The 12,577-nt window shown below is 73.1% G+C and carries 9 protein-coding genes; 5 read left to right on the top strand and 4 right to left on the bottom strand.

The genetic code is table 11. The features are described 5' to 3' along the window. Nucleotides 1–25 precede the first annotated feature (25 nt). Nucleotides 26–1,240 carry a DUF418 domain-containing protein gene (locus IE217_RS23570; RefSeq protein ID WP_190179912.1) on the top strand — a complete coding sequence of 405 codons (1,215 nt, stop codon included), beginning with the start codon at nt 26–28 and terminating at the stop codon, nt 1,238–1,240. Nucleotides 1,241–1,423: 183 nt separating this feature from the next. On the opposite strand, the gene IE217_RS23565 is transcribed toward IE217_RS23570, so the two are convergent. Together IE217_RS23565 and IE217_RS23560 are read right to left on the bottom strand one after the other, a co-directional pair. Next, nucleotides 1,424–5,281: an nSTAND1 domain-containing NTPase gene (locus tag IE217_RS23565; protein WP_190179911.1), complete on the bottom strand. Its 3,858-nt coding sequence runs from the start codon at nt 5,279–5,281 to the stop codon at nt 1,424–1,426. Between the two features lie 183 nt (nt 5,282–5,464). After that, entirely contained in the window at nt 5,465–5,830 is a 366-nt protein-coding gene (locus tag IE217_RS23560; protein WP_190179910.1) for a hypothetical protein, read from the bottom strand. Between the two features lie 225 nt (nt 5,831–6,055). On the opposite strand from IE217_RS23560, the gene IE217_RS23555 reads away from it, so the two are divergent. The 3 genes from IE217_RS23555 to IE217_RS23545 all read left to right on the top strand — a co-directional run bounded on the left by IE217_RS23555 (nt 6,056) and on the right by IE217_RS23545 (nt 8,981). Continuing rightward, nucleotides 6,056–7,006 (top strand): lactate/malate family dehydrogenase, encoded by a 951-nt coding sequence (locus IE217_RS23555; RefSeq protein ID WP_190179909.1) that lies wholly within the window; start codon nt 6,056–6,058, stop codon nt 7,004–7,006. 84 nt (nt 7,007–7,090) lie between these two features. Further along, nucleotides 7,091–7,924, top strand: coding sequence for an NADPH-dependent F420 reductase (locus tag IE217_RS23550; protein ID WP_268249168.1), 834 nt, complete (start codon nt 7,091–7,093; stop codon nt 7,922–7,924). A 229-nt stretch (nt 7,925–8,153) separates the two neighbouring features. Further along, nucleotides 8,154–8,981: an endo alpha-1,4 polygalactosaminidase gene (locus IE217_RS23545; protein ID WP_190179907.1), complete on the top strand. Its 828-nt coding sequence runs from the start codon at nt 8,154–8,156 to the stop codon at nt 8,979–8,981. A 10-nt stretch (nt 8,982–8,991) separates the two neighbouring features. On the opposite strand, the gene IE217_RS23540 is transcribed toward IE217_RS23545, so the two are convergent. Continuing rightward, entirely contained in the window at nt 8,992–9,990 is a 999-nt protein-coding gene (locus IE217_RS23540; protein WP_190179906.1) for an aldo/keto reductase family protein, read from the bottom strand. A gap of 296 nt (nt 9,991–10,286) precedes the next feature. Further along, complete coding sequence (locus IE217_RS23535; RefSeq protein ID WP_190179905.1) at nt 10,287–11,828, bottom strand: SDR family oxidoreductase; 1,542 nt, start codon at nt 11,826–11,828, stop codon at nt 10,287–10,289. A 261-nt stretch (nt 11,829–12,089) separates the two neighbouring features. Here IE217_RS23535 and IE217_RS23530 point away from each other — a divergent pair, with 261 nt between their 5' ends. Next, nucleotides 12,090–12,488: a hypothetical protein gene (locus tag IE217_RS23530; protein WP_190179904.1), complete on the top strand. Its 399-nt coding sequence runs from the start codon at nt 12,090–12,092 to the stop codon at nt 12,486–12,488. Nucleotides 12,489–12,577 lie beyond the last annotated feature (89 nt).

Genomic DNA, 12,577 nt, shown 5'->3' with positions numbered 1-12,577 from the left:
CGCCCCGCGTGTGAACACATGAAGTATGACCCGCACAGTGGAGACCCAGGTGAGGGACCGGGCACCGTCGCTCGTGGACGCCCGAGCCCCCGCCCCCGGCGGCCGCCGCCCCTCGCCGGGGCGGCTGGTCGGCATCGACCTGGCCCGGGGGATCGCCGTCTTCGGCATGTACGCGGTCCACGTCGGTCCCGACGTCACGGTCGGCGGCCCGGTGGGGTTCGCGCTGGAGACGGCCAGCGGCCGCTCCTCCGCGCTCTTCGCGTTCCTCGCCGGCTTCTCCCTCATGATCATCACCGGCCGCCCGCGTCCCCGTACCGGACGCGCGGGCCGCCAGGCGGTGGCCCGGGTCGCCATCCGCGCCCTCGTGCTCCTGATCCTCGGCTACGCGCTGACCGCCCTGGACACCGAAGTCAACGTGATCCTCAGCTGCTACGGGCTGCTGTTCCTCACCGCGCTGCCGCTCCACCGCCTCAGAGCCCCCGCACTCGCGCTCGTCGCCGCCGGCGGCGCCCTGGTCCTGCCCCAGATCCTGTACCTGGTCAGGGCGTCCCTCGAGGGCGGCGGCACCGGCGGCCTGGCCGACCTGCTGTTCACCGGTAACTACCCGGCGCTCACCTGGTTCCCCTTCCTGGTCGCGGGCATGGCGGTGGCCAGGCTTGACCTCACCCGTCCGGGCACCAGGCCTCGTCTCGTGCTCACCGGCGGTGCGCTCGCCGCGCTCGGCTATGGCAGCTCCTGGCTCGCCCTGCACCTCGTCCCGCACGCCCTGCCCGCCGTCGCGTCCGCCACGGGCGCGGGCTCGGCCTCGTCGGCCTGGTGGTCCGACACGGCCGGCGAGCCGCAGGGCCGCGTTCCGCCCGCGTGGCTCCTGGTGGCCGCGCCGCACAGCGAGACGACGTTCTCCATCGTCGGCAACACGGGCGTGGCCCTGTGCGCGGTCGTCGTGTGCCTGGCCGTCGCCGACCGGATGCCGCGCCTGACCCGGCTGGCCCGGCCCGTCGCCGCGGTCGGCAGCACCGCGCTGAGTGTGTACGTGCTGCACATCATCGCCCTGTGGTTCTTCGGCGACGTCTGGTATGTGCCCGCGGTCGGGGAAGACGGCATCTCCGCCCTGACGGTCCTCTTCGCCTTCGTCGCGACCGCCATGGTCCTGGCCACCCTGTGGACCCACCGGTTCCGCCGGGGCCCCCTGGAGCACCTGCTGCACACCGCCACCCGCCCCGCCGAGCACGTCAGATGACCCTCGAGCCGTCGCGCGCGGCGGCGCGGACGGGGACGCCGTACAGGCTGACCCGTACGGCTCCGAACCCGTCGCCGCCGACACGGACTTCGCCCACCGCCCCGCCGGCCCAGGCACCGGCACGGACCTCTCCCGACAGGCAACGGGAAACGGCCGGGAAACCCCGCCGTGCGGGGCCGTCGCTCACGGCCCCGCGCACGCGGCGGCCCCGGACAGGGACGTACCGAGCAGCAGTTCCCGGCGCGTGCCCGGGTCGATGCCCCGGCACAGCCAGCCGATCTCCGCCAGCCGTGCCCCCGTGTCCAGGTCCCACAGGCGTACGGTCCCGTCGTTGCCGGCGCTCGCCACGGTCCGCCCGTCCGGGGCGAAGGCCACGCCCGACACCGCGTTGGTGTGCCCGGTGAGCGTGGCCCAGGGCCGCCTGCCCGGTACGTCCCACAGGCGTACGGTGCGGTCGCTGCCGCCGCTGGCCAGGAGCCGCCCGTCCGGTGAGAAGGCCAGGGCGCGCACCGACCCGGTGTGTCCCGTCAGGGAGGCGTCCAGCCGGCGCCGGGCCACGTCCCACAGCCGTACCGTCCCGTCGTTGCCGCAACTGGCCAGCGTGCGGCCGTCGGGGCTGAAGGCCACGCCCCGGACCGCGCCGGTGTGACCGCTCAGAGTGGCCGGCCGGCGGTGCGTGCGCACGTCCCACAGCCGTACCGTCAGATCGTCGCCGGCGCCGGCGAGTGTGCGACCGTCCGGGCTGAAGGCCACGTCGTTGACGAAGTCCGTGTGACCGGTGAGGACGGCCAGTGGACGGCCCGCGGCGGCGTCCCACAGGCGGACGGTGCCGTCGGCGCCCGCCGAGGCCAGGGTGCGGCCGTCGGGCGCGAAGGCCACCGCGAACGCGGCCCCGCGGTGCCCGGTGAGGGTGGCGAGCGTGCGGCGCGCCGCGACGTCCCAGAGCCGTACGGCGCCGTCCGAGCCGGCCGAGGCCAGGGTCGCGCCGTCCGGCGCCCACGCCACGGCGGTGACGCTCTCGGGATGCCCGGTCAGGACCGCCCCTCTGGTGCGCCGCGCCAGGTCCCACAGTCCTACGGCGTGATCGGCGTCGGCGGCGGCCAGGACCCGGCCGTCGGGGCGGTAGGCGATCCTGGACACCTCCGTGAAGGGGCGTGCGGCCAGCAGGCGGCCGCGCAGGTCCCACAGGACGACGGAGTGGTCGAATCCGCCGGTGGCCAGCAGCGCTCCAGTGGGATCGACCGCGGCGGACATCACGTAGTCGGTGTGTCCGGCCAGCGTGGCGAGGAGCCGTCCCTTCCGGACGTCCCACAGTCTCGTCGTGCCGTCCCCGCTCGCGCTGATCACCGTCGTGCCGTCGGGTGTGTAGGTCACCGCGTTGACGTCGTCGCTGTGCCCGGTGAGCGTCGCCGTGGTGCGGCGCTCACCGACGTCCCACAGCCGTACGGTCCGGTCCACCGAGCCGCTGGCCAGGCCGCGGCCGTCGGGCGCGAAGGCCAGGCCGAGCACTTCGCCGGTGTGGCCGCGCAGCACCGCCAGGGGGCGCGTCCGGCCGGTGTCCCATAGGCGTACGGTGCGATCCGTGCCGCCCGAGGCGAGGGTGCGGCCGTCCGGGGCGTAGGCCAGGGCGTCGACGCGGCCGGTGTGGCCGGTCAGCCGGGCGAGGAGCCGGGGTTGCCCGGCCGTGTCCCACAGGTCGATCACGGCGCCGGCGGCCACGGCCAGGGTGCGCCCCCGCGGGGCGAAGGCGACCGCGCGGGCGCCCCGGGTGTCCGCGGGCAGGACGGTGACGGCCCGCCTGGCCGCGCCCCAGCTCCACAGCCGTACCACCCCTTCGGAGTCGGTCGCGGCCACCGTGTCACCCTGCGGGCCGAAGGCGATCGAGCGGACGCGGCCGGTCACGGCCAGGGTGGCGATCGTACGGCGGTCGGACAGGCGCCGTACGCGGACCGTCCCGTCCGAACTGCCGGTCGCCAGCAGCCGCTTGCCGGGCGCGAAGGCGACCGCGTTGACCGCGCCGCTGTGCCCGCCGAGCCGGGCGACGAACGGCTGGGCCTGGATGCTGAGCAGGGCCCCGCGGGCCGTCGCGGTCGGGGCGGCGCGGTAGGCGGCCCCGGCGAGCAGCATCGACGCCTCCGGGCGGCCGGCCGCCAGCAGGGTGGACTGCAGGGCGAGGGCCTGCGCCCGCGCCGTGTGCTCCTGGGCCAGTGCCCGGCCGCGCTGCCGGAAGGCCAGCGCCCCCGCCGCCAGGGCGCAGCCGAGCAGGACGACGAGCAACGCCACCAGCGCCTGCCGCGACCGCACCTGGCGCCGCGCCTGCCGCCGCCGGGCCAGCTCCTCCCGGCGGCTCGCGTGCAGGAAGGCCTCCTCGGTGGGATCGAGGGGCCCGATGCGGCTGTCCTCGTCCCCGGTCAGGGACCCCACGGCCTCCAGGCGGGCCCCCCGGTACAGCGCGCTGGGGTCGCGGCCTTCCCGTTCCCACTCGGCGGCCGCATGGGCGAGCTGCTGGCGGTTCAGCAGGGCGGCCCGGTCGGAGCGGATCCACTCGCGCAGCCGGGGCCAGCTGTGCAGCAGGGCCTCGTGCGTGATCTCCACGGTGTCGCTGTCCACGGTGATCAGGCGGGCCCGCACGAAGGCGTCGAGCGCCCTCGCGGCGCCGTCCGCGTCGGCAGGCCGCGCCGCGAGGGCGTCACGCCCGACCCGCCTGCGGGTGACGCCGGTCCCGTCGGCGCTGTCGGCGAGGTGCACCAGCCGGGACAGGATGCGCCGGACGGTCTTCTGCTCGGCCGGATGCAGCCGGGCGAAGGCGTCCTCGGCGGTACGCGCGACGGCGCCCTGGATGCCGCCGGTGCGCTCGTAGCCGGCGACGGTCAGCACGCTCTTCTCGCGCTCCCGCCAGGTGGCCATCAGCGCGTGGGACACCAGGGGCAGGACGCCGGCCCGGACACGTTCCGCACCGGGCTCACCCGTGACCCCGGCGTCGCGCAGGAGCAGGGGGAGGAGCCCCGGTTCCAGGGCGAGACCGGCCAGTTCGGCGGGGCGGGTGACACAGGCGCACAGCTCCGCCGTGGTCATCGCCGGCAGGACGTGCAGGCCGTCGGCGAACACCGGTGCGAGCTCGGGCAGTTCGAGGAACCGGCCGGAGAAGTCGGCGCGTACGCCCAGGAGTACGACCGCGGAGTCGTACGCCGTCGATGCGGGCGGGGCGGCCAGCGCGCACAGCACGCGGGCGTAGACGCGCCGCTCGGTCTCGTCGGAGCACAGTGTGAACAGCTCCTCGAACTGGTCGACGAGCAGCACCAGTCGGGCGGGCGGTGGCGTACCGCGGTCGCCCCGGTCGCCGCCCGAGTGCGCCCGTACGGCCCTGAGCAGGGCGTCGGGCCGGTCCGCCACCTCCTGGCCGGTCAGGCGCGGGTCTGTTCCCAGGGCCTTGGCCGTGTGCTCGGCCAGTTCGTCCAGCGGACGTGCCGTGGGGGTGAGGCCGACGACCGGCCAGCGGTCGGCGCCGGCCATGGGGAAGCCGCCCGGCCGCCGCAGCGCCGGCACGAGACCCGCGTTGATCAGCGAGGACTTGCCGGCACCGGAGGGTGCGACGACCATCAACGGGCCTTCGCCGACCCTGCTGAAGAGGTGCTCGACGAGTGCGGCGAGAGCCTGCTCCCGGCCGAAGAACCGGTCGGCGTCCCGCGTGGTGAACGCCGACAGCCCCCGGTAGGGACAGGCGGCGCCCGGGACGTCGTCGCCGCCGCGCGCCTGGTGCGCCTCTCCGGCCAGCCGCAGCAACTCACCCCCTGCGTCGAGGACTTCGTCGCAGCGCCGGGCCACGTCGGCGGTCGCGCGCTTCGCGCCCGTCTCGATCTTGCTCAGATATCCCTTGCTGTAGTGCGTCCGCCGGGCCAGTTCGGCCAGCGACAGACCGCGCTGCTGACGTAATCGGCGCAACTGCCGCGGAAAGGGCGGTGTGGCCGGCGCCGCCGCTTCCGCTTCGTGTCCGTGTCCGGTGCCGGCTTCCTGCTGCGGCTCTCCCAAGAGGTCCCCCATGGCAAGCGTGCCCAGGCCGTGAGACGGCGCGGGCCCAGGCTACTGCCGTGGTGGGGACGCCGCGTCACGATGCGTGCGCGGCGGCGGGAAGACGACGGGCGTCCAGAACCGGCGGGCCGGTCCCGGACGCCCCTTCGCCGAACCCCGCTCGGTCAGACGTTCGCGGGGTGGCAGTGGAGACGGCTACGGACGGTAGAGGGTGATGGAGTTGACCGGCGTCAGGTCGGCGTAGACGCCCGTGCCCTGCGCGATCCGGCTGCCGCAGCCCACGCCGCCCGAGCCGGTGCACAGGGCGGCGGTCGCACCGCCGTACTGGTTGTTGAGGACCCAGTGGCGGCCGTACTGGTTGGTGAGGTTGTGCGGCCCGTAGCTGTAGAAGACCAGGCTCGGCCTCACCGCCGGGTTCTGGTCCTGCGGGTAGACGCAGACCGCCCCGTCCGGGCAGCCCGCCCAGGGGTCGGCGGGCCTGGCGTCGGCCACCCCGCTCAGGCCCACGACGGCGGCGGCCGCGGTCGCGAGCGCGGCGGCCCCGCGGATCATCTTGCGCATCGGTTTCCCCCTTGCGTTTCCCCTGCGTCACCGCAGGTCGTACTCGGTCCTGACGGCAACACCCTCCCCGCCGGGCCGCCCCGCGGTCGACGGGTTTCCCGTCGCCCGACGCGCCCGCCCGGGGGAAACCACCCCGGACCAGCACGGTCCGCCCGGACGGGCAACACCTTGTCGGTGGCGAGCGTGGGGACCGGGCCATACGGTGGGAAAAGGAAGGGGTTCCCGATGAAGGTCGGCATCGTGGGGGTCGGCGCGGTGGGATCGGCCACCGCCCTGTCCCTCGTCGAACGCGGCGGCAGTCGCAGGGAGATCGTGCTGATCGACCGCGACACCGCCCGCGCCGACGGCGTGGCCGCCGACCTGCGCTACGCGGCGCCCCTGTCACCGAGGGTCGACCTGCGCTCGGGCGGTTACGACGACCTCGTCGGCGCAGCGGTCGTCGTGATCACCGCCGGGGTGAACGAGAAGGCCGGCGGCGCCACCGACCGCTCCGACCCCAAGGGGCGCCTGCGGCTGCTGGAGACCAACGCCAAGGTCTTCGCGGACATCGTTCCGAGGGTGGTCGCGGTCGCTCCGGAGGCGGTGCTCATGGTGGTCACCGACCCACCGGATCCGCTGGCCGACCTCACCCGTCACCTGGCCGGGCACGAGCGGGTCTTCTCGACCGGCACGTTCATCGACACTCTGCGCTTTCGCGGCCTGCTCGCGGACCACCTCCGGGTCCGGGCGCGGGACGTGCAGGCTCTGGTGGTGGGCGAACACGGCACCTCCGAGGTGCTGCTGTGGTCCTCCGCGAGCGTGGGCGGCATCCCCGTCACCGACCTGCTGAGCCGGGACGGCCAATCGGTCGAGGAGGTACGCGGTGAGGTGGACGACGGCATCCGCTACGCCAACATCACCATCATCGAGGGCACCGGCGCCAGCCAGTACGGCATCGGCGCGGTCTCCGCCCGGCTCGTCGAGGCGGTCCTGCGCGACGAACGCGCGGTGCTGCCCGTCGCGGCCTACTCCGCCGCCCACGAGGTCACGCTCTCCCTGTCCAGCGTTCTCGGCGCGGGCGGCGTCCAGCAGATGCACGAGCCGGCCATGACAGCCGAGGAGCACCAGGCGCTGGACGCCGGCGTCAGGATCCTGCGCGAAGCCGCCGAACGAGCCGTCGCCGCGGCGCGGACCTGAGAGGCGGGTCGGCCGAGTGCCACGGGCGCCCCGGTGACCGTGTGTCCACCGGTCGGGCCCTCCCGCGGGGCGCTTCGGCCACGTATGTGGCTGCATGGACTCAAAGGACTCGCAGACGCAGGACGAAGGACTCGCAAGATTCAAGGACTCGAAGCACTCAAAGCACTCGAAGCACTCATCGGACGTACAGCGCTCGTATCCGGCGCTGGAGGACCACCACCGCGCCGCCGGCGACCCGGCGGCGGCCGACTGACACCACCGCAAGCAAGGAGTCCCGCCGTGCACATCGCGATCATCGGAGCCGGCAACGTCGGCGGCGCCGTGGCCCGTGGCGTCGTCCGGGCCGGCCACACCGTCACCGTCAGTGCCACCGACACGGCGCACGCGCGCGCCCTCGCCGACGAAGTCGGAGGCACGGCGGCGGCCGGCACGGCCGAGGCAGCGCGTGAGGCGGACGCCACCGTCCTCGCCGTCCCCTACGGCGCGATCCCCGACGTCGCCCGGGAGATCGCGGACGCGGTCACCGGCAAGCTCGTCATCGACGCGACCAACCCCCTCACCGCGGACGGCTCTCAGCTCGCGGTCACCGACCGCTCCGGCGCGGAGGAGACCGCCGAGCGGCTTCCGGGGGCGCACGTCGTCAAGGCGTTCAACACGGTGTTCGCCTCCCACCAGGCCGACCCGGTGATCGACGGCACGCAGCTGGACGGGTTCTACGCCGGAGACGACGAGCAGGCCAAGAACACCGTCGCGGCCCTTCTCGAAGCCATCGGCTACCGCCCCGTCGACGCCGGACCGCTCGCGGCGGCCCGCGCACTGGAGCACCTCGCCTTCCTCAACATCAGCCTCAACGCGGCCAACGGCTGGCCCTGGCAGTCCGGCTGGAAACTCCTTGGCCCCACGACGCCCAGCGGTTGACCGCGGGTGACCGCGGTTGACCGCGGTCGACCGCGAACGAATGCCGCCGTCACGATTGACAGGATGATTCATGATCAGTTAGTTTCCGGGCTGACTGGATGTGAGAACACCGGTCAAGAGGCATGCCCAGCCGGTAGGTCGGCCCCAGCGCCGCAAGCCCGGACCGAGTCGCCAGGACCGCTTTCAGCGTCCGAGGCGGGGACGTGCCCCCCACCTGGAACTCGTCAGTATGCGCATCGTCCGGGCCCGTTCCCGCCAGTCCGCCGCAACGCTCGCCGTGTCGGCCGCCGTTGCCTCGCTTCTCCTTGCCGCTTGTTCGAGCGGGAAGGACACCGCGGTGCGACTTCCCCCGGCGCACGCGGACTTCGACTACCAACTCGGTGGTCCGTACTCCCCGCCGAAGGGCGTTGCCGTCGTCACCCGTGACCACACGGCACCGCCCGCGAAGGGCGTCTACAACATCTGCTACGTCAACGCCTTCCAGGCCCAGCCGGACGCGCAGAAGAAGTGGGACGCCGACCTGCTGCTGCGCGACAAGGGCGGCAAGGTCGTCATGGACAAGGACTGGGGCGAGGCCGTCCTGGACATCCACACGGACGCCAAGCGCGCACGCATCGCGCGGAAGGTGAACGCCTGGATCGACGAATGCGCGGCCAAGGGCTACGAGGCCGTCGAGCCCGACAATTACGACAGCTACACCCGCGTTCCCCGCGGGCTGCTGACCGCCGGCGACGCGAAGGCGTTCCTCTCCCTGCTCTCCGCCCACGCCCACCGCGAGGGCCTGGCCGTCGGCCAGAAGAACACCTCCGAACTCGCCCCGGCCCGCAAGGCGGTCGGCGTCGACTTCGCCGTCGTGGAGGAGTGCGGCCAGTACGGCGAATGCGGCGACTACACCGACGCGTTCGGCGACGACGTGATCGTGATCGAGTACAGCGAGCAGGGCCTGAAGAAGGCCTGCGAGGGCTGGGGCGACAAGATCAGCATCGTCCGCCGCGACCGCGACGTCGTGCCGGCGGGCAGCGAGGGCTACGTCCGCGAAACCTGCGGTGATTCCTGACCGGCCCGAGTCACCGGCGCTTGATCCCCGCGTCGGCGCCCGGGGCGAGGGTGGGCTCGGTGACGGGGGTGTCGCCGAGGGCCTGGTCGACGGCGGCCAGCAGGTCGTCGGGCAACTCGACACCCGAGGCGGCGGCGTTCGCGTGGACCTGTTCGGGGCGGGAGGCGCCGACGATCGCGGAGGCGACCTCGCTGCGGCGCAGCACCCAGGCCAGGGCCAGGGTGGGCATGCTCATCCCGGCCTCCTCGGCGATCGGGACGAGACGCTGGACCGCTTCGAGGATGGCGTCGCTGTAGACGAGGTCCTTGGCGACGGCCATGGTGTCGCTGGCGAACCGGCTGCCCTGCGGTGCGGGCTGTCCGGGCTTGTACTTGCCCGTGAGGACGCCCTGGGCCAGCGGCGACCACACGATCTGTGAGATGCCGTTGGCGGCCGCGAGCGGGAAGACCTCGGCCTCGGGGGCCCGCCACAGCATGGAGTACTGCGGCTGGGAGGAGACGAACAGGTCGGGGCCGGCGATGTCGATCGCGGTCCGGATCTGCTCCGGGGTCCACTCGCTGAACCCCAGATAGCGGGCCTTGCCCTGTTCGACGACCTTCCGGAACGCGTCGATCGTGTCCTCGACCGGCACGGACGCGTCGAAGCGGTGGGCCTGGTAGAGGTCGACGTGGTCGGTTTTGAGGCGGGTCAGGGAGGCGTCGATCTGCTTGGCGATCTGCGCCGGGGACAGGCCCTGGTCGGCGGGGTCGTCCGACATCGGGAAGTAGACCTTGGTGGCCAGGACGTAGGAGTCGCGGGGACGGGTGGAGAGGATCTCGCCCCACGCGGTCTCGGCGGCGCCCTGCCCGTAGACGTTGGCGGTGTCGAAGAAGTTGATGCCGGCCTCGAAGGCCGCTTCGGTGCAGGCGCGGGTGGCGTCCGCCTCGACGCCGCCGGAGTAGGTCAGCCAGGACCCCAGCGAGATCTCCGAGACCTCCAGGTCCGAGCTGCCCAGTTTCCGGTACCGCATGATGGCTCCTTGATGTGTACGGCGTGCGGTGTGCGAGTGCCCCCTCCGCGCCGGCGAACCGCTCCGGCTGCGGCCCCTTGCGTACGGCTACGGCGGCTCACCCACCGTCCCTCGGCGGCCTCGAAGACGTCGGACCCGAGCTTGGTGTACGGCGGCACCGTCCGCCGCGCTTCCTCGGCGCGCCGCGCCCCGGGCAGGCATCGGTGACCCGGCGTGGAGCGAGCGAAGGGGAGACCGGGCGGCCCGAGCGGCCCGATCGGTACGGCCGGGGCCCGGGAGCCCGCACGCCGGTCGCGTCAGCGTGCCTTCGCCGACTTCAAGGCCGTGACATCGTCGTTCACGGCCTTCGCGGCGGCCCGGGTGATGTTGCGGGCCATGCCGCCGAAGACGAGGGCGTGGAACGGCCACACGCTCCACCAGTAGGCGTGGCCCAGCAGTCCGCGCGGGTGGAACAGAGCGCGCTGCCGGTAGAGCGTGCGGCCCGCCTCGTCGGTCTCGACGCGCATCTCCAGCCAGGCGAGGCCGGGCAGCCGCATTTCCGCGCGCAGGCGCAGCAGACGACCGGGCTCGATCTCCTCCACCCGCCAGAAGTCCAGTGAGTCGCCTGCGCGCAGGTGCTCGGCGTCGCGCCGGCCGCGGCGCAGGCCGACACCCCCGGCGAACCGGTCCAGCCAGCCCCGGACGGCCCAGGCCAGCGGGAAGGAGTACCAGCCGTTGTCGCCGCCGATCCCTTCGATCACCTTCCACAGTGCGTCCCGGGACGCGTGGACCGGCGACTGCCGCTCGTCCCGGTAGAGACTGCCGCCGGCCCAGTCCGGGTCGGTGGGCAGCGGGTCGCTGGGCGCGCCGGGCACGGAGGCCGACGACCAGCGGGTGGTGACCTGGGCGTCCCGCACCTTTTGCAGGGCGAGGCGCAGCGCCTGGTCGAAGGGAAGCGGCCGGTCCGGCAGGTCCGGCACGTATCGCGCGATGTCGTGTTCGTGGCAGACGACTTCGTGGCGCAGCGACTCGGTCAGGGGCCGGGCGAGCGAAGCGGGCACCGGCGTCACGAGCCCGACCCAGTGACTGGACAGCCGGGGAGTGAGGACGGGCACCGGCAGGATGAGCCGGCGCCGCAACCCGGCGACCTCGGCGTAGCGGCACATCATCTCCCGGTACGTGAGGACGTCGGGGCCGCCGATGTCGAACGCCCGGTCGACATCCTTTGGCATGGTGGCCGAGCCGACGAGGTAGCGCAGCACGTCCCGGATGCTGATGGGCTGCGTGCGGGTGTGCACCCAGCTCGGGGTCACCATGACCGGCAGCCGTTCGGTGAGGTAGCGGAGCATCTCGAACGACGCCGATCCTGAGCCGATGACGACGGCCGCCCTCAGCACCGTGGCCGGTACGGGACCGTCCAGGAAGATCCGTCCCACCTCGGCGCGCGACCTCAGATGGGCGGACAGCTCCCGCTCCGGAATGCCCCGCGGGGTGAGCCCGCCGAGGTAGACGATCCGCCGTACACCGGATGCGTGTGCCTGCTCGGCGAAGATACGGGCCGCGCGGCGGTCGGTGTCCTCGAATCCCGAGCCGGTGCCGAGGGCGTGCACCAGGTAGTAGGCGACGTCGATACCCCGCATGGCGGAGGCGACGGAGGCGGCGTCCGTGACATCGCCCCGGGCGGTCTCGACGTCCGCCGCCCAGGGGTGGTCGCGGAGTTTGCCGGGGGAGCGGGCCAGGCACCGGACCCGGTGGCCCGCCCGGAGCAATTCGGGCACCAGCCGGCCCCCGACGTACCCGGACGCGCCGGTGACCAAGCAGTGCAGGCGCTCGCCGTCGCCGTTCCCGTCCGTGCCCACAAGCGGTCCTCCGCACTGTCGTACGCGGCCTTCATGACGTCGCGTACACGGCCGAACATGAGGATAAGTCGCCGGCCGGCCGGCCGCAGCGCACGTCGGTACGTGTGGCCGTCGTCCGGCACAGTTACGAGGTAGTGACAATCGGGGGCCAACTTCTTGATGCGACGACTGCTCTTCTTCGGTGAAAGAGCACCAATTGGGGAGTTGAGAGCCCAAGTTGGTGCAAAGTGAACGATGACACCGATCCAAGGAGATCCGCGCATGAAGCGTGGTATTAAGCGGCTCGCGGTAGTCGGCGCGCTGGGTGTGGCCTCAGCGGCAATGGCAGTAACCCCGGCGTTCGCGAAGGGCGACATCTCGATCGAGGCGACCCCCCACACCGCGCACGTCGGCCACGTGGTGAAGGTGCACGGCTCGGGTGACGACGACGCCGAGTGGTTCACCATCCTCGTCGTACAGGAACGGTCCGGCAAACCCGGTCACTGGGGGCACTGGCGCGCCGTCGCGCGGAGCTACGACGGCAACGCGCGCGCGAAGGTCAAGGTCACGCACCCGGGTCAGCTGCAGTTCCGTTCGGTGCTGTACGCGACCGACGAGCACCACCATCACCCCAAGCTGGACCGCGTCTCCTCGCCGGTGACCGTCCACGTCGTCCGCTAGGCCGTCTCCGACGAACGACCAAGCCGGCCCGGAACTGATCGATCAGTTCCGGGCCGGCTTGGTCATTCGTTGACATCGACATTGCCGGC

Source organism: Streptomyces naganishii JCM 4654, from assembly GCF_014650575.1.
In the GTDB taxonomy this organism is placed as follows: Bacteria; Actinomycetota; Actinomycetes; order Streptomycetales; family Streptomycetaceae; genus Streptomyces; species Streptomyces naganishii.
Note: the sequence above shows the minus strand (reverse complement) of the source record. Positions and strands in the feature narration are given on the sequence as shown.